Origin of the sequence: Paenibacillus sp. DMB20, assembly GCF_000987955.1 — a bacterium.
Taxonomy (GTDB): domain Bacteria; phylum Bacillota; class Bacilli; order Paenibacillales; family Paenibacillaceae; genus Paenibacillus_AQ.
In genome coordinates, this window is the sequence record NZ_LAZU01000025.1 from 97,192 (window position 1) to 121,724 (window position 24,533).

Sequence of the window (24,533 nt, forward strand, 5' to 3'; positions counted from 1 at the left end):
TGAACGGACATGAGAGTATCAACGGAATGGTTGTCCCAATATATTTCCCTGGACGGCGTCACGGCTGAAGACCTGGCTGGCCGAATCACCTCGGCGGGGATCGAAATTGATATTATCGAGGACCGGAACCAAGGCATCAACAAGGTTGTCGTGGGATACGTAAAGAGCAAGGAAAAGCACCCCGATGCGGATAAGCTAAACGTCTGTGTCGTTGATGCGGGACAAGGCGAGGACCTTCAGATCGTCTGCGGAGCCAAAAACGTCGACGCCGGCCAGAAAGTGCCGGTCGCGCAGGTCGGCGCGAAGCTCCCGGGCGGCCTCGATATAAAAAAAGCGAAGCTCCGCGGCGTCGTTTCCCAAGGCATGATCTGCTCCGCGAAAGAGCTGGGCATGAACGACAAGCTGCTTCCGAAGGAGCTGCAGGAAGGCATTCTGGTTCTGCCGGAGAGCACGGAAATCGGTACGCCGATCCTAAAAGTGCTCGGACTGGACGATAAGGTTTTGGAGCTGGATCTGACCCCGAACCGGTCGGACTGCCTGAGCATGCTGGGTACGGCTTATGAGGTCAGCGCGATTTTGGGACGCGAGCTGTCGCTTCCGAAGCCCGAAAAGGACCTTGTAGAGGTCAGCGACGCGGCCGAGCGGCATATTTCGGTATCCATCGAAGCCAAGGGAGAGTGCTCCCATTATGCGGCCCGCTATATTACGGGCGTTACGATCGGGTCATCGCCGCTCTGGATGCAGAATCGGCTGATGGCCGCAGGCGTACGCCCTATCAACAATATCGTGGATATTACAAACTACGTCATGCTGGAATACGGTCAGCCGCTGCATGCGTTTGATGCGGACCGTCTGGAGGGCGGATCGGTGCTGGTTCGGATGGCCAGCGCCGGAGAAACGATGGTGACGCTGGACGGCCAAGAGCGTCGTCTGGAGCCTCATATGCTCGTGATTACGGCGGGAGACAAACCGGTGGCACTGGCAGGTGTCATGGGCGGCCTTACTTCCGAAGTGACGGACGGCACGGTCAACATTTTCCTGGAGTCGGCCAAGTTCGACGGAGGAACGGTTCGAAAAACGTCCCGTCAGCTCGGCCTTCGTTCCGAGGCCAGCTCCCGTTTCGAAAAAGAAGTGGATCCGGCGGCAGTCATCCCGGCTTTGAACCGTGCGGCAGCTCTCATGGCCGAATATGCCGGAGGAACCGTTCATCAGGGGATCGTCGAAGCCGGGGCCGCAGCGGTCGAACCTAAGGTCATCACGCTTTCCCTGGAAAAACTGAACCGTCATCTGGGCACGGACCTGTCCATGCTTGAGGTGAAAACGCTGTTTGCCCGCCTTCATTTCGATTGCGGCGATGCCGGAACGGGCCTGATCGAGGTAGAGGTTCCGACCCGCCGCGGGGATATTTCGCTTGACGTGGATTTGATGGAAGAGGTTGCCCGTCTCTACGGCTACGATAATATCCCGACGACAGCCATCGAAGGAGCGACGACTCCTGGCGGATTGACGAAACCTCAGGCCGTACGCCGTGCCATCCGCCGTCTGCTTACCCATGGCGGATGGCAGGAGGTGCTCGGATATTCCTTCATTCATCCGGAGCAAGCCGAGACGTTTACTTTGCTCGGAAACGGCGGCAAGGCTGTGAAGCTGGCCATGCCAATGAGCGAGGATCGCAGCGTGCTGCGCACAAGCGTGATTCCGCAGCTTCTCGACATCGCTGCGTACAATGCCAATCGGAAGCAGCCGGATCTGGCGCTGTTTGAAATCGGAAACTTGTTTCATACGGAAGAGGAAACGCTGACGAAGCAGCCGCAGGAACGCCCTGCGCTCGGGCTTCTGCTATGCGGCCGTCGCGGGAACAAGCAGTGGAACGTGCAGCCTGAAGCGGTCGATTTCTTCGATCTGAAGGGTGCGCTTGAAACGGTTATCCAATATTTAGGTATTCCATCCGAAGAGGTCGTGTTTGCGGCGGACCGTCCGGCGGATTATCACCCGGGCCGCTCCGCTTCCATTTACGTTCAGGATGGCGAAAGCAGAGTGCTGCTGGGAACGCTCGGCCAGATTCACCCCGAGCTGCAGCAGGCAAAAGATCTTCAAGATACGTACGTCGCGGAAATATTGCTCGAACCGCTCTATGAGCTTGCGAGCAGCGAAATCGTCTACCGCGATCTGCCGCGGTTCCCGGCCATGGAGAGGGATCTTGCCATCGTGGTGGATGAATCGGTCGAAGCCGGTGCCCTGATGAGCACCATCCGCGAACACGCGGGAGAGCTGCTTCAAAACGTGCAGGTATTTGACGTATTCACCGGCAGCAAGCTCGGCGAAGGCAAGAAGAGTGTGGCGATCGCTTTGACCTACCGCCACCAGGAACGGACGCTGACCGACGATGAAGTGACGGGAGCCACCGATAAAGCGATTCAAGCGCTGACGGAAACTTTTGGCGCCGAATTAAGAAAATAGCAGGAATTGGGGGAAGCCGCATCGAATTACACCATTCGATGCGGTTTTTTGAAATATAAGAAGGCATAGGATTTCAATTTCGCTTCGGATTTATATGACTCTCGGAACACATCGCCTTCTTAAAAGGATGAATGGCTTTCGTTTCTACTTGCACCGGATGATAAGCCATGGAGGCGTAACGCTTCCTCACCGATAAATGAATCTGGGAAAATACGGTCTGGCTGACACGAGGTTCGTCTAGAAGAGCTTTCTCATATATAATGTAGAAAGGTGATAGACCGTAAAGACATCTTAGATCAACAGACAATCGAAGGAGGGCACAACTGTGACTACACCTGACCGTACACGCGTTACCGTGGAAATCTACGGAACTTCCTATAAACTTGTGGGCAGCAGCAGCGAATATATGAAACAAGTTGCCAATTATGTGGACGAGCGGATGCGCTCGATTTCCAAGGCACACTCCCGTTTGGATACGCCGAGAATTGCCGTTCTTGCGGCAGTACATATGGCCGAGGAAGCTGTGCAGATGCAGCAGTTTCAGAACGAGGTCAAGTTGCTGACGGCTGAGCGGAGCGAGCTCCGTTCGGAGCTGGCCCGGATCCAGGGCATTCTTCAGGAACAGCAGCAGCATTTCAAGCAGCACACCGAGGATTTGGAACGTCGGCTTAACGAGCAGACAGCCCTTGCGAAAGAACTGGGTACCGCCAAAGATGCTTTGAATGCCGAATCGGAGCGAACCAAAGAGCTGCTGCAGAAGGAATCCCGGCGTGTGTCCGAGCTGCTGAAGGAAAAGCAAAATCTGGAGAATACGCTTTCCCAGCGGACGTCCGAGTGGGAAAAGAAGCATAAGCAGACGATCGACGATTTAAAAAACCAGCATGCGGCGCAGTTGGAGCAGCTGCAGAAAAGCCATAAACAATCGGCGGAGCAGCACGAGTCCAATCATAAGCGCCTGCTTCAGCAGGCAGAACAGAAACATGCGCAGGCCTTGGAGGAGTTGAAGCAAAGCCACAGCCAGACCGTCCAGGGGTTGGAACAAAAATATAAGCAGTCTGCCTCCGAGCAGGAATCCCTGCTCAAATCGTCCATTCAAAATTTGGAGAAAAAACTGGCCGAGCAGCAAAATGCGGGCCGTACGCTGCAAACTCGATTTGAAGGAAGCGAGAAAGAGCTGGCTGCCGTTAAGGGCGAGTCTTCCAAGCTTAAGGAGATGCTGCAGCAAACGCGGAGTCAGCTTGAAATTTCGGCGAAAGAGCTTCAATCGGCCAAGGAGAAAACGGATCAGCTTACTCAGGAGCGGGATGGATTGAAGCAGGAGGCCGTAAAGTCGGAGGAAGAACGCCGCCGTCTTCAAAAGCTTGTGGTGGATGCAAATCAGAACTCGAGAAAGCTGCATGACGATATCCAGCGTTTGAATACCGATGTCGAATCCTGGAAGAAACTTGCCGAGCAGCGCAAAGAGGAGATCGGAGATCTGGAAATGCGCATGGTTGAAGCGCTCGAGGTCACGGAAACCCTGGAAGAGGGCATGAAAAACCTTCAGGAGGAACTGCAGGTTCTTAAGGGCGAGGCTGAGCGCGAGGCTTCGCGCCGTCATACCGCCGAACAGGAGCTGAACGAGCTTCAGCTTCAAATGGAAGAGATGGAAAAAGCAAGCCGTGAGGCAGCGGACAGGGAAGAAGAAACGCGAAAGTTGTACGAAATGCTGGAGGAAGAATACGATTCCGTATCTTCCCAGTTGGAGCATCTTCGTAAATCGGCAGCCGAGCGCGACGGACGCGATCATGAGCTGAGCGCCATGCTTAAATCTGCAGAAGAAGAGCTTCATGTATGGCGTACGAAGTATGAGGGTCTTTCGGAAGAACGCCGGGATTGGGAGAAAACGGAGGAAACGCTCAGACGGGAGCTCGATGCCTGGCAGCAGCAGATCGCGGCCTCTAGCGAGACCTGCGAACAACTGGAAGAGGAGAAGAAAGAGGCGGCCGAGGAGCTGTCCCAGCTCGGTGAAAAATATGAGCTCGTCATGCACCAATACCGACTGCTTCAAGCCGAACGGGAGCTTCAGCTTGAGAATTCCGCCAAGCTGGAGGAGGAGCATCGCAAGCTTCAGGAGAGTATTCCAAACTTCAGGTGGAGTACAACGAATGGATTGAACTGATTGAGCAGGACCAAAGCTGACAAGAATGTACGGAAAGACGGGAATATGCTCCACGTATTCATCATATCGACATAGAAAACCTCCAGATTCGCAAGAGTTCTTGGAATGCTGGAGGTTATTGTTTTTGTCTCCCTGGTTATAGAGGGAAGCTTATTCTGGCCTACTCCTCGATAATCAGTTTGGAGATCATCTTCGTATGTCCGGGTCCGCACATGATGGAGCAGGAGATATCGAACTCGCCTGTTTTGTCCGGAGTAACGACCGCGGAGTCGTTTTTGCTGTCCAACTGCAGATTGAGGGCCGGGATCAACACGCCGTGGTTGCCTTCCTCGTTCTTGAAGGTAATCTTAACGGGCACGCCTTTTTTTAGGGTGTATTCCTGTTTATCGAATTGGTAGTTGGTGGCGCTAATGACCAGCTCGGCTTCCGGGGCTACCCCTGTATCCGTAACGCCGGTTTCGTTCGGCGAAGCTGAGTCTTTATCCCCGCCGCAAGCCGCCAAAACAAACAGCAACATGCAGGAAACTATCAATGCAAGCGTTTTTTTCATAAAATTCTCCCCTAACTTTATATATTGTGTGAAAATTTCTTCTATAATGATAACGTAAAAATTTGGTTTGTGCGCTGAATTGAATATGAATAATTGGTGAACTTCCTTTGGGATTTTTTTCATGAAAAAAGCAAGTCCCTGCATTTAAACAGGAACTTGCTTTTCCGAACCGGCTTCGGATTTTACTTATTCTCGTTTTTATTCTTGTCGAATGGCGTTGCCAGCGGAATGAACAAATCGATAATTCCGATGACAAGGGCAGCCAGCAGTGCTCCGAGAACGGTCACTCTTACGTCGGCAATGAGGAATTGAGCGACGTAAATGACAAGAGCGCTAACCAGAAATCCGACAATGCCCCGCCCGAACGGGGTAACCCGTGTTCCAAATACGCTTTCGATGATCCATCCCAGAACGGCGATGACCAGAGCAAGCAGCAGGGCGCTTCCGAATCCCCCTACGCTGAACAGCGGAACGATCCAGCCCACAATCATCAGAATAAGCGCAGAAACGATGAAACGTATGACATGCCCGAGAAATTGCATCGAACGGCCTCCTTATTAAGCTGCAAATTTACGCAAACTTATTTTGTTCCGATTTCAAGTGAGTTATGTGTGGAAGGATTTATCGGCCAAAATCCTGAAAATAGCGAAAATGGATGGTCTTCGATATAATAAAGGCAATGATTGAGAGGAGTTGTGAACTTCTTGGACGACAAGATTTTACAGACGTTAGAATACCGAAAAATTTTAAATACGCTGTCTAAATATACCCAAACTTCCATGGGCGGAACGATCGTTGACCAACTGAAGCCTTCGGTGCAGCTTGAGGACGTCAAACAGCTGCTGGCGGCCACGGACCAGGCTTATACCGTAGACCGTTTGAAGGGCAGCCCGTCTTTCGGGGGAATTACGGACATTACCGAACCGCTTAAGCGTGCGCGTATCGGCGGAACGCTGAACCCGCACGAGCTTCTTGCCGTTGCCAACACGATTATGGGTTCGCGCCGGCTCAAGCGCTTCCTTGCCCAGATTCACGAGGACGAGCCCATCGAGATTCTGTACAATCTAAGCGAACTCATTTCAGAGCAAAAACCGCTTGAGGACGCCATAAAAGCCTGCATTGACGAAAGCGCTGAAGTGATGGATTCCGCAAGTCCGGAGCTGGCCCAAATCCGGCGTGAGCTCCGGAACGGAGAGGTGAGGATCCGCGAGAAGCTGGATGGCATGATCCGTTCCCAGTCCGTGGCCAAAATGCTGCAGGACCAACTTATTACGATCCGGGGCGACCGGTTTGTCATTCCGGTAAAAGCGGAATACCGCTCGTATTTTGGCGGGATCGTTCATGACCAGTCCGGCTCGGGCGCAACTTTATTCATTGAACCCGAGTCCATTGTTGCGATGAATAACAAACTTCGGGAAACGCGGCTTAAGGAAGAGCGGGAGATTGAGGTCATTCTGCAGAAATTGACCGCTCTGGTCGGAGACCAGGCGGATCTGCTTGCCATAGATGTGGATCTGACCGGCCAGCTAGATTTTATTTTTGCCAAAGCGCGTCTGGCTCATGTGATGAAAGCCTCGCTTCCCCGAATGAACGACCGAGGTTACCTCAAACTGAAAAAAGGGCGGCACCCGCTTATTCCCCTAGATCAGGTTGTACCGATTGATGTGGATCTTGGCAACTCTTACACGTCCATCATCGTCACGGGGCCGAACACCGGCGGCAAGACGGTGACGCTGAAAACGATTGGCCTCCTGAATTTGATGGCGATGTCGGGTTTGTTCATCCCGGCCGAGGAAGGAAGCCAGATGTGCGTGTTCGATGCCATTTACGCCGATATCGGGGATGAACAGAGCATAGAGCAAAGCTTGAGTACGTTCTCAAGCCATATGACCAATATAATAAGAATTCTGAAAAACATGACGCCGAAAAGTCTTGTGCTTCTTGATGAAGTCGGCGCCGGTACGGACCCCGCGGAAGGCTCGGCTTTGGCCATTGCGATTCTGGAGCACATCCACGCCATGGGCTGCCGAATGATTGCGACCACGCACTATTCCGAGTTGAAGGCTTACGCCTATGAGCGAAACGGCGTGATTAACGCCAGCATGGAGTTCGATATCAATACGCTCAGCCCGACCTATCGTCTTCTTGTCGGGGTACCGGGACGAAGCAACGCATTTGCTATTGCGGAGCGTCTGGGCCTCCCCGGCGCCATTTTGGATTTTGCCCGGGGAGAGGTTAAGGAAGAGGATCAGCGCGTAGAGCACATGATCGCCTCCCTGGAAGAAAACCGGCACGAAGCCGAAGTGGAACGCGGGAAGGCGGAGGCTCTCCGGAAGGAACTGGAGGAGCTGAAGGCACGGCACAGCCGCGAACTGGCCAAACTTGAGGAGCAGCGGGACAAGTATGTGGACAAAGCTCGGCTGGAAGCGAAAAAGCTCGTGGACAAGGCCCGCAGCGAAGCGGAGGAGATTATCGCGGATCTGCGCAAGCTTGCCCAGGAGGAAGGGGCATCCGTCAAGGAGCATAAGCTGATTGCAGCCCGGAAACGGCTGGATGAAGCAGAGCCGGAGCAGAAAAGGAAATCGTCCGTGCAGCGGAACCCCAAGGAGAAACGGAAGATCGAGCCCGGAGACGAGGTTATGGTATACAGCTTGAACCAGAAGGGGCATGTCGTTGAAATGGCCGGAGCGAAGGAAGCTTTGGTTCAGCTTGGCATCATGAAGATGAAGGTGTCCCTGGACGATCTGGAACTGCTGTCGGCGGCGCCGAGCAAGAAGCCGCAGGCTCAGCGGACGGCAACGGTTCTGAAGCGGACGAGGGACGAAAGTACCCGGAGCGAGCTGGATTTGCGGGGCGAGAACCTGGAGGAGGCTTTGATCGAAGTCGATCGGTTCATCGACGAAGCATTCTTGAGCAACTTGGGTCAGGTCTACATTATCCACGGCAAGGGTACGGGAATTTTGCGGACCGGAATTCAGGAATATCTGCGGAAGCATAAGCATGTCAAAAGCTATCGTCTTGGAAACTATGGGGAAGGCGGCACCGGCGTAACGATCGCGGAGCTGAAATAATATGCGCGCCATGGTTTTCGGAACCGAAAGTTCTCTGACTCGTATACAATTAAAAGTATGTGTGAAGACCGGCGGACTGCCGCGCAGCCGCCGATTTTACGGGGAGGAACGCGGGGAAAATGACGGAAAGCATTGATCAGCTGCTGGCTCATCCTGTGGGTGTGATGGTCGGCTATTTCTCGGTTGCGATTCTAGCGCTCATTGTGTACTTATCCTGCTTTGAGCTCGTTACCAAATATAACTGCTGGGACGAAATCCGAAAAGGCAACGTCGCTGCGGCGATGGCTACCGGAGGGAAAATATTCGGCATATGCAATGTGATGCGTTTCAGCATTCAGTTGAATACATCGGTCTATGATATGATTATATGGTCGTTTATCGGGTTCGTATTGCTGCTTGGGGCATATCTCCTGCTCGAGTTTTTGACGCCTGTTTTTTCCGTGGATGAAGAGATCGGTAAAGATAACCGGGCGGTCGGGTTGATCGTATTGATCATCACCGTTTCCTTGTCTTACGTTATAGGCGCAAGCATCATTTAAATGAAGGAGCGAGGGCGATGAAATATTTACCGCGGGTATTATTCGCGGCAGCCTTGATCTTTTTTGTATCCGGTATTGTATTTTTAATGTGGAAATAAATTGAAGATTCAAGGAAAGGGATGAATAAGGGATGGAACCGACTGTGTGTCCTTGGTGCCAGACAGAAATTGTATGGGACGAGGAAATCGGACCGGAAGAGAACTGTCCGCATTGCGACAATGAATTGAAAGGCTATCGTACGCTGAACATCGAGCTTGAGGGTGAGAATGGGGAGCTTGACAATGAAGAACATGCTCCCGAAGAGGATGACGAGTATGAAAGCGGCGATATTTTGAATAAACCCTTCTGGGGAATCGGGGATGGCACGGTTCCGGCGATTCGGGTATTGGATAAATACGGCGATGACCATGATCTAATGGCATATGAGGAATCCGTCGAGAGCGTGCTTGATGATCAGGATGAAACGCCCGAATGCTTCCATTGCCGGGAATATATGATGCTTGCCGGAACGCAGAAGGTGAGCGGTGAAGCTTTTGAGCCTGCCTTGCCGGCTTCGCTTCAGGCGCCCCTGCTGAAGCCTCCGTTCCATCTGAACGTCTATATCTGTTCGGGATGCTTTCAGGTCCAATATACGCTATCGGAAGATGACCGTTTGCGATTGATCAAAGGATTAACGGGAGACCCGGCACAATAAAATAATGAAAAAATGAGCGGCGATGGTGCTGCTCATTTTTTTGTGCGGAAGCCCTTCCCCAAAGCCTGCGCTGAGGTGTCAGCATTTTTGGTTTTTTAAGGTTATGAACTTATTATCCTTGGGGCAACTTAACTTTGGAATACAACTCGGCTGCTGAAGGGGGGCGGTTACGCATGAAGCGGCACAGAGACCGCCAAACGGTGCTGCTGCTGGCGGTAAACGGTTTGTTTGTGCTTGCCGGGGCATTGTCCGGCACTTTTCTGAATGTGTACCTATGGAAGAGCAGGCAGGATTATTTGATGATCGCCTGGTTTACGATGGCGCAGCAGATTGCGCTCGGGCTGACGTTTTGGATTGCGGGCAAATGGGTGAAGCAGGGCAATAAAATGAACGCGCTGCGGCTGGGCATCGCCGTTTCCGGTTTGTTTTATTTGTTTGTCCTGGGAGCCGGAAAGAATGCCATTGATTACATTTGGCCGCTCGGTCTGCTGCTTGGATTGTCGCTTGGTTTATTTTGGCTTGCGTTTAATGTAGTTTATTTTGAAATTACCGATGCGGAGAACCGGGACTGGTTTAACGGATGGGTCGGTCTGCTTGGCTCCATAACCGGCATTGTAGGTCCCTGGGCGTCCGGCTTGATCATCACTTGGCTGCAGGGAGATCGGGGGTACAGGCTGATTTTTACCATTTCGATGGTTATTTTCGGATGTACCGCGGTCCTCAGCTTTTTTCTGAAAAAAAGACCTGCCAGCGGTCATTATGAATGGCTTGAAGGGATCCGGCGGCTGAGAGATAAGGACGGGACATGGCGCTCGGCCATAGCCGGCTTAGCCATGCAAGGCATACGGGAAGGGGTTTTTTCCTTCTTGATCGCACTTCTTGTCTATACGGCAACGAATCAGGAATCGCGGCTTGGGCAGTTTTTGCTAATTACGTCGGCGGTTTCCCTGGTAAGCTACTGGGCGGCCGGGAAGTGGCTGAAGCCGGCATACCGAAGCGCAGGAATGATTGCGGGAGCCGTTATTATGGTCCTTGTGGTCGTTCCGCTTTTGTGGGACGTGAATTACATGACCTTGCTTGTTCTCGGGATAGGAACCTCATTGTTCATGCCGTTGTTCATGCTTCCCGCGGTCTCCGTCAGTTTTGATTTGATGGGGACGAGCCGTAAGAATGCGGAAAAAAAGGTAGAGCTTGTCGTCGTCCGGGAAATCAGCCTGATGACCGGAAGAATCGCAGGCCTGCTTATTTTCATCGCCGTCTTGTCTTTTCGGAAGGACCCGTGGATCTTGACTTTGCTGCTGTTGGTTTTGGGAGCTTCCCCCATCGGAACATGGTTGTTTTTGCGGAAAATCCTGAACATTCGTCAAACGGCAGCATAAATAAAGCCTCCGCCTTAACCGAAGGCGGGAGGCTTTATTGTCTTTAGGCCCTAAATCCGGGTTGCATGTTAAAGGAACGGGTTAAAGAAAACCATGAAAGTTCCTCGGGCTCGCTTCCTGAAACGGCCTGAGCCAGCAAATCCGCTGCGATCATGCTATAAACCGTCCCGCTTCCTCCGTAACCCTCAATAAAATAGCTGTGGGGAAACCGCGGATGCCGGCCGATCAATGGAATTCCGTCCCTGGTAAATCCGAACAGGCCGCTCCAGCTGTATTCCGCTCTCAGGTTGACCAAACCGGGAAAATGATCGCGAATTTCATTGATGAGCCTTTGACTGTAACCGGCCAGCCGGTCCTTCGGACGCCCGTTTTTCGGTACAGGCTCGTCCAGGCCGCCTGCGATAATGCGGTTATCCGGCGTCGTGCGCATGTACAGGTAAGGTCTGTTGCTTTCCCAAACCAAGGCCCTCTCATGCCAGAATGACAAGTCCGCAACCGGCTCGGTCATGATGGCGTAGGTACATTCGAGTGAGGCGGATTTATCCGGCTTCCATTCCTGCGTTTCGTACCCGAGTGCCCAGATCAACGTATCGGCCCTTACGGAGCCGTGCACCGTCTGAACGCTGACTCCCTTTTCCGAATACTTCACCTGTTTCGCGCAGCTGTGTTCAAACACCTTAAGCCCTTTGGCTGCAGCGGAGGATAAGAGTGCCAGAGCCAATTTGTACGGATTAACCTCGGCATCGTTTTTCGTATATAAAGCTGCCGCACGCGAAAAAGGGAACTTGGATTTAATATGGTCGCGGTCCCAATATTCCACCTCGAAACCGTGGCGGATTAGCGTGTCGTATTCATTGCGGATCATTCCCGCATCCTCATCGATCGTCGCGTAGTACAGGCTGCTCCGGCGACGGAAATCCACATCCGAAGGGAGTTCTTCCGCTATGCCGGCCAGCCGGTTGACCGCATTCGCGCACATGCGGTAAAAGCCGGTGCCTTTTCGTTCCCCGAACCTTCCGATGAGTTCGTTCAAACTGTCGTCGTTCATGAATTGAAGCAGCCCCGAATTGGCGGAAGTGCTGCCGCAGCCGACCCGTTTTTTTTCCAAAACGGCAACGTCGGCACCTTGCATGGTCAGCACATAGGCTGCAAGAGCTCCGCTGATGCCGCTTCCGATCACGACAACGTCGCAGCAAATGTCCGCTTCCAATCGGGGGTATTGCGGAATCGTTCCGGCATACAGCGCCTCCCATGGAGTATGGCCTCCGGTCAGCTTCATAAATGAAACCACCTTCCTGTTAAAAAACGTTGCCCAAGCGATGAAAGGCTGCGTTTTATGAAATCGAAATCGGACTCTTTTCAGTATGATCCATCTCACGACATTTATTGCGCCACATACAATTCGTCGATCTAGCCATACTATAAAGGCCGTTCGAAGGCCGAGTTACCCGGCCGCAGATTTTTGAACACCATTTTATGCAGCTAAACCGGAAAGGGGTTGACGAACAATGCCTTCAGATCAGCAAATGAAGCCTTTAACTTCGAAGGAACTGGATTACATCGTCGATTGCGTATCCAACGAAAGCGCGCTTGCCAAGCATTGCGCCGCAGCGGCCGCGTCCATCCAAAATCTGTCCGTACAGCAGGCGCTCCTCGGGTTCATGCAAAAGCATGAGAGCCATATGGACATGCTCGTTCAATCGCTTCAAAGCCATCAAAACATCGCGCCGACGCAATCCCATTAAGCATAAAGGAGGAAGCTTATGATGCCAGCCCAAAACGGGAACACCTTCCTGCCGGAAGAGGATATGCTGAATACGATCCTGAACGAATTAAAACGTACCGTGCGTGAATATACGACAGCGACAACCGAATCCTCCTGCCCGGACGTGCGAAGCATGTTTACGACTCTAACCTCGGAAACTCTGAAAATGCAGGGCGAAATGTATCAGCTGATTGAGCAAAATAAACAATATCCTTCCGCCGTGCCCCATGCCATGAAGAGTGACGTGCAGAAGCAGCTGCAGGAAATACAAAAAAACAATCAAAAAACCCGTGAATTCACCGGTCAAAAAACAGCGGGACTCGGAGCTTATTCGCACGCCCCAAACGTGCCCGAGCATCGTCCGAATGTTCCCGCACAATAATATTAACCACGGGTGAGCCCGCTCTGAAACGATCAATCCAAAAACCGAAGGCTTTTCCCGCCAAATGCCGCGAAAAGCCTTCGGTTTTTTCTTTGCACAGAGTGCATGAATTATTGTAATATAGGTATTAATCTCTTTACAGGAACCCGGCTTTGGCCGTCTGCCTGAATTAAGCGCTGGAGGAAAACCCATGGAAGAGCTAAGCGAACTGAAATTGAAAGTGCTTGACCTGTTGAAAGAGGATGCGAGAAGATCTCCGGCTCTTTTGTCTACACTGCTCGGTGTAGAGGAAGCCGAAGTGAAAACCGCGATTTCGGAGCTGGAAAACGACCATGTTATCGTGAAGTATGCAACGGTCGTGAACTGGGGAAAAGTGGAAGAAGACAAGGTTACCGCACTGATCGAGGTGCAGATCACTCCGGAACGGGGAAGAGGATTTGAGGGAATTGCCGAAAGAATCTATCTTTTCCCGCAGGTGAAATCGGTATACCTGATGTCTGGCGCCTATGATCTGCTTGTGGAAGTGGAAGGCCGTACTTTAAGAGAGGTCGCGAATTTCGTGTCGGAGAAGCTGTCCCCGATTGATTCGGTATTGTCAACCAAAACCAACTTTATTTTGAAAAAATATAAACAAGACGGGATTATTTATGAAGAACGCGAAGAAGACAATCGTCTCCTGATCTCGCCGTAAAGGAAGAGTGTGTATGATTGTGAAACAAGAACAACTAACAGAAAACAACAGGAAACCGATGAGTTCCTATCTGGCACCTTTGGTCAGGGATATACAGCCATCCGGAATTCGGAAGTTTTTCGATCTGGTCAGTGCGAATAAAGATATTATTACCTTGGGCGTGGGCGAGCCTGATTTTGTGACTCCTTGGCATATTCGCGAAGCTTGCGTATATTCCCTTGAGCGCGGTTTTACGCGGTACACGTCGAATGCCGGGATGCCGGAGCTGCGGGAAGCCATTGCCCGTTATCTCCATGACAGCTTTCATCTATCCTATGACCCGAAGGATGAAATCATGGTGACCGTAGGAGGCAGCGAAGCGATCGACCTGGCTCTCCGGGCCTTGATCGTTCCGGGGGATGAGATTTTGGTTCCCGAACCGAGTTATATATCCTATACCCCTATCACCTCCATTAGCGGAGGCGTGGCTGTTGGAATCGAGACCACGGCCGAGAATCAATTCAAGCTGACGGCGGAAGCGCTGGAAGCCAGCATCACCCCAAGATCCAAAGTATTGATTCTTTGCTACCCGAGCAATCCGACCGGGGCCATCATGACTTACGAGGACTGGCTTCCGATTGCCAAGGTTGTGGAGAAACACGATCTGATCGTGATTTCCGACGAAATTTACGCTGAATTAACCTATGAAGGAAAGCACGTAAGCTTTGCGTCCGTTCCCGGCATGAAGGACCGCACGATATTGGTAAGCGGCTTTTCCAAAGCTTTTTCGATGACCGGCTGGAGAATGGGATATACGTGTGCCCATCCGGAACTGCTCAGCGCCATGCTTAAGATCCATCAGTACACCGTGATGTGTGCCCCGGCTATGGGTCAGGTCGCCGCGCTTGAGGCGCTCACAAACGGCATGGAGGAGAAAGACCGCATGATGGAGTCGTACAACCAGCGCCGCCGCCTTATCGTACAGGGACTGTGCGATATCGGGCTGGAATGCCATGAACCGCATGGAGCGTTTTACGCCTTTCCAAGCATCAAGCGCACCGGTTTGACTTCGGATGAGTTTGCCCAGCGGCTGCTCACGGAGGCGAAGGTTGCAGCCGTTCCGGGATCGGTATTCGGTCTTGGCGGCGAAGGCTTTATCCGCTGCTCCTACGCCACTTCGATTTCCCAGCTTAATGAAGCTTTGGATCGGATGGGCAATTTTGTTCGGAAATTAACTTAAAAAGAAGATAGTTGATCCATTTCCTTAATTAACAAAAAATTTACTTTTCATTACAAAGAACTGTGTTATAATTTTATTTTGGGAGCATTAATATGTCTAATCCAAGGAGGGATGGCAGTGTTTTGCGATTATGAATTGTCGCCATATCGCGGTGATATTTCAGCTGAAACCGATGATCACGATAAATGGTCTATTAATTCTGCCAGAACCACTCCGGAAGACATTTCCTTGGAAGAGGAAATTCACATGCTCCGTCGCAAGATGGAACAAATATTTTTGCAAGAGCAGTCTTTCACTTCCGAGATCGTCATTGAAATCAGCAGCCTGCTGGATTTAAAGATCAATGAATATATGAAGGCACATCCCAAAAAGAAATTATAACACGTCCATTCAGGAGACCCGGTGCGGGTCTCTTTTTTGTTTCCGGTGCCCGCAGATTAAGAAGTTTCCGTGAATGAGTTCGCATGAAAGCGGGCATGCTGTCCGATGCATCCGGGCAGCGAGTTATGTTATCATGGGACATGATTCATAATAAGTCCGACTCCGGTGTACGGGGGAGGACTGTGAAGTGGAGGAATGGAAATGAAGGTCTATACGAAGACCGGGGATGCCGGGAAAACGTCGATTATCGGGGGCAGGGTGCCCAAAGACGATGACCGTATCGAAGCCTACGGTACGATAGATGAACTGAACAGCTTTACGGGACAGGCTGTTTATTTGGCCGAGCAGAGCGGATTTGACGAACTGGCGGAACAGCTGATTCAGATCCAGCACGAATTGTTCGATTGCGGTTCCGACCTTGCCTATGCAAGACATAAAGAAGATAAGTATAAGACAAGCGCCGAGTTGGTTGAACGGCTTGAGTCATGGATGGATGCCTTTGAAGCGGAGAACCCGCCGCTGGAGCGGTTTATTCTGCCTGGAGGCAGTCCGCTGTCATGCGCCCTCCATGTGTGCCGGACCGTTTGCAGACGCGCCGAACGGCTGACGGTTACGCTTGGACGCGATCGGGAGATCAACTTGGAGGTTCTGCGGTACTTAAACCGGCTTTCGGATTATTTCTTCGTGACGGCAAGAGCGGCTAATGTCCGGACCGGCGTGCCGGATGTGGAATATGTGCGCAGCGGAAAGGTGTTTCGGTAATTCATGACACGGTATTACCCGCCCATTACGTACCGGGTCCAGGAAAATGAGGACGGGATGCTGTTAAAGACCGTTTTGCAAAAAAGGATGGGGATATCCCGGAAGCTCCTGTCCCGGCTCAAGCTGACCGAGCATGGAATTATGCTCAACGGCGAGAGGGTCTACATCAGCGTAAACGTCAAACCCGGGGATTTGATCGAAATCCGCATGGAGCAGGAGCGGTCGGACGATATTTTGCCCCAGCCGATGGCGCTCGATATTTTGTATGAGGATGATACCCTGCTTGTGGTCAATAAACCGGCGGGCATTATCGTGCATCCGACCCATGGGCACTATACGGATACCTTGGCTAACGGGATCGTCCATTATTGGGCACAGCAGGGATGGAGTTACCGGTTCCGGGCGGTGCACCGGCTGGACCAGGAAACGTCGGGCGTGCTTTGCATAGCCAAAAACCCGTATATCCACCAGCACGTGTCCGAGCAAATGATTGCGGGCACGGTGGATAAGCGATATGTCGCTCTGGTGCACGGCATTCCCTTTCCCGCCGAAGGCGATATAGACGAGCCGATCGACCGGGACCCGCAGGAGCCGCACCGCCGGATCGTTACGCCGGAAGGCTACCCGTCGTTGACCCGTTATAAGGTCCGTGTCGCTTATGCCGGAGCATCGCTGGTGGAGCTTAAGCTGGAGACCGGCCGCACCCATCAAATCCGCGTACATATGAGCAGCTTGGGGCATCCCCTGATCGGGGATAAAATGTATGGGCATCCCGCAATCCGGCCGGGCATGGAGGAATCGACGGCTACCCGCTTGGACCGGGAGATAGATCGCCAGGCGCTTCATGCGGAGCGGCTGACGATCGTCCATCCCATGCGGGGGGAACCGATGACCTTTGCGGCCCCCATGCCGGAGGATATGAGGAAGCTGCAAGCGGTATTGCAAGAACAATCAACGTTTACTAATGATTAAAGTTTAGGAGAGTTGAACCATGGCCCGTTTGAAAGTATATCAATATCCCAAATGCGGTACGTGCAGAAATGCGGTGAAATGGCTGCAAAATGAAGGGCATGAACTGGAGCTGCAGCATATTAAAGAGAACCCGCCGACCATCGGGGAGCTTAGAGAACTGCATCGCAACAGCGGACTTGAGCTGAAGAAATTTTTCAACACGAGCGGCGAGGTCTACAAGGAGCTTGGGCTGAAGGACAAGCTTCCCGGCATGCCGGAGGAGGATCAGCTCAAGCTGCTGTCCTCGAACGGGATGCTGATCAAACGTCCGATCGTTACGGACGGAAAGCGCGTGACCGTGGGTTTTAAGGAAGAGACGTACAGCGAAGCGTGGAAGGCATAGAAGCCCGTGAATGCGAAGCGCTGCATCATGGGAAGCGACGGATATCATGATCGCGCCGAAACTTTGCAGAGAACCAAAAAGAGATCCCTTGGGTCGACAGACCTTAGGGATCTCTTTTTTTAAGATATAAGAAGTATAAGTTTCGGAGACGAGGCTTCCTTATATCGCAAGAAAAACTACTTCCAAACGTGGTCTGTCTTCTGTGAAGTACGTCGATAGACGTTTTTCTTAAAATAGGTTGCGGATTTTAGACGATGTTTGCGAATTATAGGATTTAGTACCCTACAGTGTCCTTGCTACAATAAACATGCAAACCAAAACGAACTTTAGCTCAAGGGGGAATAAAAATGAAAAGGCTTACTATGCTGCTGTTGGCTTGTGCGTTAGTTATAGGGGCATTAAGCGGTTGCGGAAACGGCGAATCGGATTCGGATTCATCTAATAAACTCGTCATCTACAGTCCGAACAGCGAAGAGATCATCAAGACGATTATCCCAATGTTCGAAAAGAAAACGGGGATTACCGTCGAGCTTGTAACGGCCGGCACAGGCGAAATTGTTAAGCGCTTACAGTCGGAAAAGGATAATCCTTACGCTGACGTCATGTTCGGCGGTTCCATGGCCGGCTATCGCGAAAATGCGGATCTCTACGAACCTTACGTGTCGCCGGAAGACAAAAACCTGATTGAAGGCCATCGCAATACGACGGGCTTCGCTACGCCCTACATTTCGGACGGAAGCGTGCTGCTCGTGAACAAAAACCTGATCGGCGATATCAAAATCGAAGGCTATGCGGATTTGCTGAATCCGGAGCTGAAAGGAAAAATCGCTTCTGCCGACCCGGCCAGCTCAAGCTCGGCTTTCGCGCAGCTGACCAATATGCTGAAAGCCGTGGGCGGCGACTATGAAAACGAGAAGGGCTGGGACTATGTCGGCAAATTGATCGAGAACCTGGACGGTAAAATTGCAAGCGGTTCCGGGGCCGTTCACAAGAGCGTGGCTGACGGCGAATACGTGGTCGGTTTGACTTACGAAGACCCTGCCAGCACATATGTAAGAAACGGCGCACCCGTGGAAGTCGTGTATCCGAAAGAAGGCGCCGTATTCCTGGATGCCGCATCGGCCGTCGTGAAAGGCGCGCCGCACATGGACAATGCCAAGAAATTCATCGACTTCATTCTTTCGAAAGAAGCCCAGGATGCGTTCGGCACGCAATTAACGAACCGTCCGCTTCGCAAAGACACGAAGCTTGGAGACTACATGAAACCATATGCCGACATCAACATGATCGATGAGGACACGGATTATGTGAGCGAGCATAAATCCGAAATCATCGAACGCTATATCGATTTATTTACAAGCATCAAATAAACGACAAGATTACTGTTCAAAAAGTCCGGTGATCACCGAGTAGCTTTTACCGTGCTTGAGATGAAAAGCGGACTTTTTGCACAACCTCTGCAAAGGTTAGGTGACAACGATGAGCGTGAACATATCCATCAAGGACCTTGTAAAAAAATACGGCGATACCACCGTCATTCCCGAGTTGTCCCTGGAGATCAAGAAGGGGGAATTTTTCACCCTTCTCGGTCCTTCGGGATGCGGCAAAACAACCCTGCTGCGCATGATCGCCGGCTTCAACAGCATCGAGGGCGGGACCATTAACTTTAACGAGCGCGTCATTAATCAAGTCGAGCCGGGCAAGCGGAATATCGGGATGGTATTCCAGAGCTATGCGATTTTTCCCCATTTAACCGTTAAAGGGAATATCGCTTTCGGGCTTGAGAACCGGAAGCTGTCCAAAGCTGAAATCAATTCGAAGGTAGAGGAAATTTTGAAGGTTGTTCAAATCGAGCAATACAAGGACCGCATGCCGAAAAACCTGTCCGGCGGCCAGCAGCAGCGGGTTGCGCTTGCCAGAGCGATCGTCATCCGGCCGGATGTTCTGCTGATGGATGAGCCGCTCTCCAATCTTGATGCCAAGCTTCGAGTCGATATGCGCAACGCGATCAAGGATATTCAAAGAGAAGTAGGGATTACAACCGTCTACGTAACGCATGATCAGGAGGAAGCGATGGCGGTATCCGATCGGATCGCCGTCATGAAGTCTGGGGTGATTCAGCATCTCGGGACGCCGCAAGAAATATATCAACGCCCTGCGAATGTATTCGTGGCCACCTTTATCGGCCGCACCAACATTATCGAGGGGAGATTAACGCAGGAGGCGGGAAGCTATAACCTGAGGATCGGTTCAGGCTACTCGGAACGGCTCTCCAACATTCAAGTTCCTGCATCCGAGACGCAAGCGGATTTCCAAGTCCAAATCTCGGTTCGGCCTGAGGAGTTCATCATGACCGAGGACCACTCGGGGCTGAAGGCAACCATCGTGCACAGCGTATTTTTAGGCCAGAACACCCATTATTTCGTCGATTTGGAATCCGGCCAGCGGATTGAAATTACGCAGGAATCGAAATCGTCACACTTGCTGGAGCCCGGCCAAACCATTCATCTCAAAGTCAAAACGGATAAAATCAATGTTTACGATGAGGCAGGCGAATTGAATTATACAAGGGGCGGTCAGCTATGAAGGGGACGCGCAGAAGATTCGATATCTGGACCAACATCTCGTTCCTGATCTTTGTGTTCTATATTCTTTTCCTGGCGCTTCCTTTATTCACCATGCTGTTCAAAAGCGTATATAACGGGACGACCGGCGATTTTTCCTTCGCCTATTTCATGAAGTTTTTCAGCAAGCCCTATTATATGAACGCCCTGTTCAACAGTATCAAGGTTACCGTCTGCGTGACCCTCCTTGCCGCCATCATCGCAACGCCGCTGGCCTACATGATGGCAACGGTCAAGATTAAAGGAGGGGCGGCCATTCGCGTGATGATTCTGATCTCGTCGATGTCGGCCCCGTTCATTGGAGCATACTCCTGGATACTGCTGCTTGGCAGAAACGGCGTCATTACCAAATTCGTAAGCAACACATTCGGAATCACGATGCCCGATATTTATGGTTTCACGGGGATTTTGGTGGTCTTGACCCTGCAGATGGTGCCCCTCATCTTTATGTATGTATCGGGAGCGCTTAAAAATGTGGACCAGTCCCTGATGGAAGCCGCTGAGAGTTTAGGTTATAAGGGTCTTGGCAAGATGCGCAAGGTACTGCTCCCGCTCATTACGCCAACCTTGCTCGCAGGCGGCCTGCTCGTATTCATGCGCGCACTCGCGGATTTCGGTACGCCCATGTTGATCGGTGAAGGGTTCAAAACGGTTCCTGTTCTGATCTTTAACGAATTCATCAGCGAAGTCGGCGGCGACGACGGCTTTGCCGCAGCGATCAGCGTCATTGTCGTTCTGTTTGCGACAGCGGTCTTCCTGCTTCAAAAGTTCATTTCCAATCGGAAATCATTCACGATGAGCGCGCTGCATCCCATCGAAGCCAAGAAGAAAAAAGGAATCGGCAGCATAACGGCGCATGCCGTGATCTATCTGTACACCGCGCTTGCGCTTTTGCCGCAGCTCTACGTCATCTATACGTCGTTCCTGAAATCGAACGGCCGCGTCTTTGTGGACGGATTCTCGCTCCAAAGCTACCGGAATGCATTCGATAATATCGGGGGCGTCATTACGAACACGTTCATGCTGGCCATCGTATCGCTTGCCGTCATCATTTTGCTGGCCATTCTCATCGCTTACGTAACGGTTCGCAGAAAGAATGCTTTAACGAATACGCTTGATATCTTCACGATGTTCCCTTATATCGTACCCGGCTCCATTCTGGGGATCGCCTTATTGATTACGTTTAACAATAAACCGCTCGCGCTGAGCGGGACGGCGTTCATCATGATCATCTCGTTCGTCATTCGGCGGCTGCCTTATACGATTCGATCGAGTGCCGCCATTCTGCATCAGATCAATGACGGCATTGAAGAAGCGGCAATCAGCCTGGGCGCTTCCCAGATGAAGACGTTTTTCAAGATTACCCTTCCGATGATGCTTGCAGGGGTCGTCTCCGGCGCGATATTGAGCTGGATTACCATCATTACGGAATTGAGCACCTCCATCATCTTGTATACAGGCAAGACGAAGACGGTCACGGTTGCCATTTATACCGAGGTCATCCGCGGAAATTACGGGGTTGCCGCAGCCCTGTCCACGATCCTTACCGTGATCACGGTCGTGTCGCTGCTTGTCTTTCTTAGACTTTCCGGACAAAAGGAAGTATCGCTTTAATTCCATACGAAAACGTAGCATCCAAGCCGGTACCTGCAGCCATGAGGACCGGCTTGGATTTATTTGGATAGGCTCTCGCCCGCAGATCAAGTTCAGCCTTGCGTAAGAGTAAGATATAATGAAAGAGAGGGCGTAATTGTAGGGGGCAGCATGGAACATAAAAAGCATCGCAACTTCAAGGAATCAACCCGTCACTTATTCCGGCTCTACACGGTTATTCCGTTTGCCATTTTAATCGTATTATTTTTTATTTTCACCATCATTAACGGAAGAATGAATTTAACTCAAAAAACGACGGAGGCCGCACAATCCATAAGCCAGTCTTTGGCCGAGGTATATCAACAATACTATAAGGAAGTCAACCGGATGGCCGCATCTCCGGCCGTTATGAACTACGTGGCAACGCATTTGGGCAGCGATAAAGTGTACTCCGAATTTTATGATTTCAACAACCATCAGAAGGTCAAAAGCATCTTCCATATCGTCGATACGAACGGCGTCTTCCTGGCCAGCTCCGCACCGGCGGATGGACTATATTCCAACTTTGCCTTCGGGAACCTCATAAACCGGATGGATCAGCGCCCGAATGGCACGCTTACCGAAATGAACAGCTTCCGTTACTCGCATGACCGGGAAACCAGCTACACGTTCGGCAAAGCGCTTGTCAGGAACAATCGGACGGTAGGCTATTTGGTCTATCAGCTGTACGAATCCGATATTCAGAAAATCATTTTTGAGCAAAATAACGAAATTGCCGTAGTCACCGATGAACACAACACGATCATTGCCACGACCAGCAACATGACCAAAGGCGTCCTGAACAAGTTCAGCCCGAAGCTCGATCATCGGGGAAACGTCCTACTGAATCAGGGCAAATACTATAAGGTTGTCAAACGGATACCCGAGGCGCCCATTCAGGTGATCACGCTTAATTCTTACAAATCCGAACGATACAACTACTATACGGTGTCCGTTTTTGTGACTGCAGCCGGCATATTGCTGTGGGTTATGCTTCACTTCCTGGCCGACAAAATGTCAACCCGCAACTCCGAATCCATCGATAAGCTGATTCATGCTTTAGCACAGCTTCGGAAGGGAAATTTCAGCGGGTATGTCAACATACGGACGGACGACGAATTCGAAATTCTGGGCAATGAATACAACGTGATGCTTGACCGGTTGAAGGATTTGATGGATAAAAATAAAGAGCTGTCGGAACTCGGCGCCATTGCCGAGGTGAAGCATCTGCAATCGCAGTTCCATCCGCATTTCATATTCAATGTGCTGGAAACCTTGCGTTACGCGATTAAGATGGACGCCAATCAGGCGCAGGAGATCGTCATGATTCTTTCGCGTCTGCTAAGGTACAGCATTGGCCATGATCGCAGCGTGCTGCTGAAAGACGACATGAATTATGTTAGGGATTATTTAAAACTTCAACAGATTCGTTTCAACGAACGGTTGGAGTATCGAATTTCGGCAGCGGATGAAACGCTGGAGGTATATGTCCCCAAGCTCCTGCTTCAACCAATTATTGAAAACGCTATCAAATATGGTTATCAGAACCAAAGCAGCGTGCTTATTGAAATCGGAATTTACGCTACTGCAGGGAAACTCATATTGGAAGTCCTCGACAACGGTCAAGGCATGGATGAAGAGACGCTGCGGAAGGTACGTGGAATTCTGAAAAGCCGGAACAACACCTCGCAGCATATCGGGCTTTATAACGTGCATCGTCGTTTAGTTCTTTTATACGGTGAGGAATCCGGCATCCATATCGACAGCGTCGAAGGAAAAGGCACCCGCGTAACGTTAACGATTCCTTACGAAAGGAGTGGACATGATGTTTAAGGTTCTTCTTGTCGAAGATGAGGACATGATTCGCAGAGGCATACGCTTCAGCGTGGATTGGCTCCAATATGATTGCGTCGTGATCGAGGAAGCGGTTAACGGAAAAGACGGTTACGAGAAAATCTGCGAGCTTAAGCCGGATATTGTCATTTCCGACATCACCATGCCCATGATGGACGGTATTGCGATGATTAGGGAAGGGTTGCGGAAGCATACCTTCAGCAGCATTATCATCTCCGGTTATAATGAATTTCATCTTGCCAAGCAAGCCCTCCAGCTGGGCGTAACGGAGTTTCTGGTGAAACCGCTGGAGGATGAGCAGTTGATCGAAGCACTGAACTCCGCCAAAGCCAAAGTGGACATGTTGCGAAAATACGAAGTCATCTCCAGCTTTCCACAAGAAAAAGAAGAGGTCATCAGCAGTAAGTTTCTGGAGAAAGAAACGAAGACATCGAAATACGTGTCCCGAATGATCGCCTATGTGCAGGAGCACTATGCCAAGAAGATCAGCATTCATGACCTTGTAGAACAGCTTGGCTTGAGCGCCTACTACCTCAATCAGAAATTCAAAGCGGAAACCAGCTATACGTTCAACGAGTTCCTTAATCGCTATCGCATTCAAAAGGCGATGGATATGCTGAAAACAGGGGACCATAAAGTGTATACGATCGCGCAGGATATCGGATTCAGCGACTATAAGTATTTTATCAGCATCTTCAAAAAGTACGCCCACGTCACGCCAAGCCAGTATCAGGAGTTTTACGGGGACAAGCAGGTTAAACAAAATAATCCGTAATGATTTGTTTTCACGGTCATTGTCCAATTACCGGAATCATAAATAAATATGGAGAGCGGAGGGCATGACGAAAGTAAACAGATGTATATAAAAGTAAGGAATTATCTCTTTTGCATAAGAGGACCGTTCTCTTAACATGGACATTGAATAGGCCTATTCAATGTTTTTTTTCTTCCCCAAAATTAGAATGAATTGGAGTAAAGGAGGGGTCCAACCTAATTAATTGCCAAATAAGAAAAA

Annotated in this window: 22 protein-coding genes; 19 read left to right on the forward strand and 3 right to left on the reverse strand. The window is 51.0% G+C overall.

The genetic code is table 11. The annotated features are described in order from the left end of the window. The first annotated feature begins 9 nt into the window (after positions 1-9). Together pheT and zapA are read left to right on the forward strand one after the other, a co-directional pair. The gene (gene pheT, locus XI25_RS11230) at positions 10-2,460 is read left to right on the forward strand and encodes a phenylalanine--tRNA ligase subunit beta (RefSeq protein WP_046678660.1); all 2,451 of its coding nucleotides are present in this window, start codon (positions 10-12) and stop codon (positions 2,458-2,460) included. Between the two features lie 325 nt (positions 2,461-2,785). Continuing rightward, positions 2,786-4,621, forward strand: a complete 1,836-nt coding sequence (gene zapA / locus XI25_RS11235) for a cell division protein ZapA (RefSeq protein ID WP_235439826.1) — start codon at positions 2,786-2,788, stop codon at positions 4,619-4,621. 160 nt (positions 4,622-4,781) lie between these two features. Here zapA and XI25_RS11240 read toward each other — a convergent pair whose 3' ends face one another. Next, positions 4,782-5,171 carry a cytochrome c oxidase subunit II gene (locus tag XI25_RS11240; RefSeq protein ID WP_046678895.1) on the reverse strand — a complete coding sequence of 130 codons (390 nt, stop codon included), beginning with the start codon at positions 5,169-5,171 and terminating at the stop codon, positions 4,782-4,784. Between the two features lie 182 nt (positions 5,172-5,353). Further along, positions 5,354-5,713, reverse strand: coding sequence for a phage holin family protein (locus XI25_RS11245; RefSeq protein WP_046678661.1), 360 nt, complete (start codon positions 5,711-5,713; stop codon positions 5,354-5,356). A gap of 162 nt (positions 5,714-5,875) precedes the next feature. Between XI25_RS11245 and XI25_RS11250 the strand changes: the two genes are divergently transcribed. From XI25_RS11250 to XI25_RS11265, 4 genes are all read left to right on the forward strand, one after another. Continuing rightward, positions 5,876-8,242, forward strand: a complete 2,367-nt coding sequence (locus tag XI25_RS11250; protein ID WP_046678662.1) for an endonuclease MutS2 — start codon at positions 5,876-5,878, stop codon at positions 8,240-8,242. A 119-nt stretch (positions 8,243-8,361) separates the two neighbouring features. Further along, a complete protein-coding gene (locus XI25_RS11255; protein ID WP_046678663.1) occupies positions 8,362-8,781 on the forward strand; it encodes a DUF350 domain-containing protein in 420 nt (139 codons plus the stop codon). 130 nt (positions 8,782-8,911) lie between these two features. Further along, positions 8,912-9,475 (forward strand): hypothetical protein, encoded by a 564-nt coding sequence (locus XI25_RS11260; RefSeq protein WP_046678664.1) that lies wholly within the window; start codon positions 8,912-8,914, stop codon positions 9,473-9,475. A 173-nt stretch (positions 9,476-9,648) separates the two neighbouring features. Further along, positions 9,649-10,854 (forward strand): MFS transporter, encoded by a 1,206-nt coding sequence (locus XI25_RS11265; RefSeq protein ID WP_046678665.1) that lies wholly within the window; start codon positions 9,649-9,651, stop codon positions 10,852-10,854. A 43-nt stretch (positions 10,855-10,897) separates the two neighbouring features. Here the strand turns inward: XI25_RS11265 and XI25_RS11270 are convergent, their stop codons facing one another. Next, positions 10,898-12,133 (reverse strand): NAD(P)/FAD-dependent oxidoreductase, encoded by a 1,236-nt coding sequence (locus tag XI25_RS11270; RefSeq protein WP_046678666.1) that lies wholly within the window; start codon positions 12,131-12,133, stop codon positions 10,898-10,900. Between the two features lie 229 nt (positions 12,134-12,362). On the opposite strand from XI25_RS11270, the gene XI25_RS11275 reads away from it, so the two are divergent. The 13 genes from XI25_RS11275 to XI25_RS11335 all read left to right on the forward strand — a co-directional run bounded on the left by XI25_RS11275 (position 12,363) and on the right by XI25_RS11335 (position 24,293). Continuing rightward, a complete protein-coding gene (locus XI25_RS11275) occupies positions 12,363-12,599 on the forward strand; it encodes a hypothetical protein (protein WP_046678667.1) in 237 nt (78 codons plus the stop codon). An 18-nt stretch (positions 12,600-12,617) separates the two neighbouring features. Beyond that, complete coding sequence (locus XI25_RS11280) at positions 12,618-13,001, forward strand: spore coat protein (RefSeq protein ID WP_327204766.1); 384 nt, start codon at positions 12,618-12,620, stop codon at positions 12,999-13,001. A gap of 190 nt (positions 13,002-13,191) precedes the next feature. Beyond that, entirely contained in the window at positions 13,192-13,692 is a 501-nt protein-coding gene (locus XI25_RS11285) for an Lrp/AsnC family transcriptional regulator (protein ID WP_046678668.1), read from the forward strand. Between the two features lie 13 nt (positions 13,693-13,705). Next, positions 13,706-14,911: an aminotransferase class I/II-fold pyridoxal phosphate-dependent enzyme gene (locus XI25_RS11290; protein WP_046678669.1), complete on the forward strand. Its 1,206-nt coding sequence runs from the start codon at positions 13,706-13,708 to the stop codon at positions 14,909-14,911. Positions 14,912-15,028: 117 nt separating this feature from the next. After that, on the forward strand, positions 15,029-15,292 hold the full coding sequence (locus tag XI25_RS11295) for an aspartyl-phosphate phosphatase Spo0E family protein (protein ID WP_046678670.1): 264 nt from the start codon (positions 15,029-15,031) through the stop codon (positions 15,290-15,292). Positions 15,293-15,493: 201 nt separating this feature from the next. Continuing rightward, complete coding sequence (locus tag XI25_RS11300) at positions 15,494-16,054, forward strand: cob(I)yrinic acid a,c-diamide adenosyltransferase (RefSeq protein ID WP_046678671.1); 561 nt, start codon at positions 15,494-15,496, stop codon at positions 16,052-16,054. Positions 16,055-16,057: 3 nt separating this feature from the next. Beyond that, the gene (locus XI25_RS11305) at positions 16,058-17,026 is read left to right on the forward strand and encodes an RluA family pseudouridine synthase (RefSeq protein WP_046678672.1); all 969 of its coding nucleotides are present in this window, start codon (positions 16,058-16,060) and stop codon (positions 17,024-17,026) included. Between the two features lie 19 nt (positions 17,027-17,045). Further along, positions 17,046-17,408, forward strand: a complete 363-nt coding sequence (locus XI25_RS11310; RefSeq protein ID WP_046678673.1) for an arsenate reductase family protein — start codon at positions 17,046-17,048, stop codon at positions 17,406-17,408. A 347-nt stretch (positions 17,409-17,755) separates the two neighbouring features. Further along, entirely contained in the window at positions 17,756-18,778 is a 1,023-nt protein-coding gene (locus XI25_RS11315) for an ABC transporter substrate-binding protein (protein ID WP_046678674.1), read from the forward strand. A 109-nt stretch (positions 18,779-18,887) separates the two neighbouring features. Then, the gene (locus tag XI25_RS11320) at positions 18,888-19,994 is read left to right on the forward strand and encodes an ABC transporter ATP-binding protein (protein WP_046678675.1); all 1,107 of its coding nucleotides are present in this window, start codon (positions 18,888-18,890) and stop codon (positions 19,992-19,994) included. Then, positions 19,991-21,646 (forward strand): ABC transporter permease, encoded by a 1,656-nt coding sequence (locus tag XI25_RS11325; RefSeq protein ID WP_046678676.1) that lies wholly within the window; start codon positions 19,991-19,993, stop codon positions 21,644-21,646. The genes XI25_RS11320 and XI25_RS11325 overlap by 4 nt, the downstream gene beginning before the upstream one ends. A gap of 150 nt (positions 21,647-21,796) precedes the next feature. Then, positions 21,797-23,497: a sensor histidine kinase gene (locus XI25_RS11330; RefSeq protein WP_046678677.1), complete on the forward strand. Its 1,701-nt coding sequence runs from the start codon at positions 21,797-21,799 to the stop codon at positions 23,495-23,497. Further along, complete coding sequence (locus tag XI25_RS11335) at positions 23,490-24,293, forward strand: response regulator transcription factor (protein WP_046678678.1); 804 nt, start codon at positions 23,490-23,492, stop codon at positions 24,291-24,293. The genes XI25_RS11330 and XI25_RS11335 overlap by 8 nt, the downstream gene beginning before the upstream one ends. The last annotated feature ends 240 nt before the right edge of the window (positions 24,294-24,533 follow it).

Coding starts and splice junctions, on each gene's coding strand:
- XI25_RS11335 (WP_046678678.1), top strand. CDS start 23,490: ATGTTTAAGGTTCTTCTTGTCGAAGATGAGGACATGATTCGCAGAGGC.
- XI25_RS11320 (WP_046678675.1), top strand. CDS start 18,888: ATGAGCGTGAACATATCCATCAAGGACCTTGTAAAAAAATACGGCGAT.
- XI25_RS11310 (WP_046678673.1), top strand. CDS start 17,046: ATGGCCCGTTTGAAAGTATATCAATATCCCAAATGCGGTACGTGCAGA.
- XI25_RS11280 (WP_327204766.1), top strand. CDS start 12,618: ATGATGCCAGCCCAAAACGGGAACACCTTCCTGCCGGAAGAGGATATG.
- XI25_RS11270 (WP_046678666.1), bottom strand. CDS start 12,133: ATGAAGCTGACCGGAGGCCATACTCCATGGGAGGCGCTGTATGCCGGA.
- XI25_RS11285 (WP_046678668.1), top strand. CDS start 13,192: ATGGAAGAGCTAAGCGAACTGAAATTGAAAGTGCTTGACCTGTTGAAA.
- XI25_RS11330 (WP_046678677.1), top strand. CDS start 21,797: ATGGAACATAAAAAGCATCGCAACTTCAAGGAATCAACCCGTCACTTA.
- XI25_RS11265 (WP_046678665.1), top strand. CDS start 9,649: ATGAAGCGGCACAGAGACCGCCAAACGGTGCTGCTGCTGGCGGTAAAC.
- XI25_RS11245 (WP_046678661.1), bottom strand. CDS start 5,713: ATGCAATTTCTCGGGCATGTCATACGTTTCATCGTTTCTGCGCTTATT.
- XI25_RS11275 (WP_046678667.1), top strand. CDS start 12,363: ATGCCTTCAGATCAGCAAATGAAGCCTTTAACTTCGAAGGAACTGGAT.
- XI25_RS11260 (WP_046678664.1), top strand. CDS start 8,912: ATGGAACCGACTGTGTGTCCTTGGTGCCAGACAGAAATTGTATGGGAC.
- XI25_RS11290 (WP_046678669.1), top strand. CDS start 13,706: ATGATTGTGAAACAAGAACAACTAACAGAAAACAACAGGAAACCGATG.
- XI25_RS11255 (WP_046678663.1), top strand. CDS start 8,362: ATGACGGAAAGCATTGATCAGCTGCTGGCTCATCCTGTGGGTGTGATG.
- XI25_RS11325 (WP_046678676.1), top strand. CDS start 19,991: ATGAAGGGGACGCGCAGAAGATTCGATATCTGGACCAACATCTCGTTC.
- XI25_RS11300 (WP_046678671.1), top strand. CDS start 15,494: ATGAAGGTCTATACGAAGACCGGGGATGCCGGGAAAACGTCGATTATC.
- pheT (WP_046678660.1), top strand. CDS start 10: ATGAGAGTATCAACGGAATGGTTGTCCCAATATATTTCCCTGGACGGC.
- XI25_RS11240 (WP_046678895.1), bottom strand. CDS start 5,171: ATGAAAAAAACGCTTGCATTGATAGTTTCCTGCATGTTGCTGTTTGTT.
- XI25_RS11315 (WP_046678674.1), top strand. CDS start 17,756: ATGAAAAGGCTTACTATGCTGCTGTTGGCTTGTGCGTTAGTTATAGGG.
- XI25_RS11305 (WP_046678672.1), top strand. CDS start 16,058: ATGACACGGTATTACCCGCCCATTACGTACCGGGTCCAGGAAAATGAG.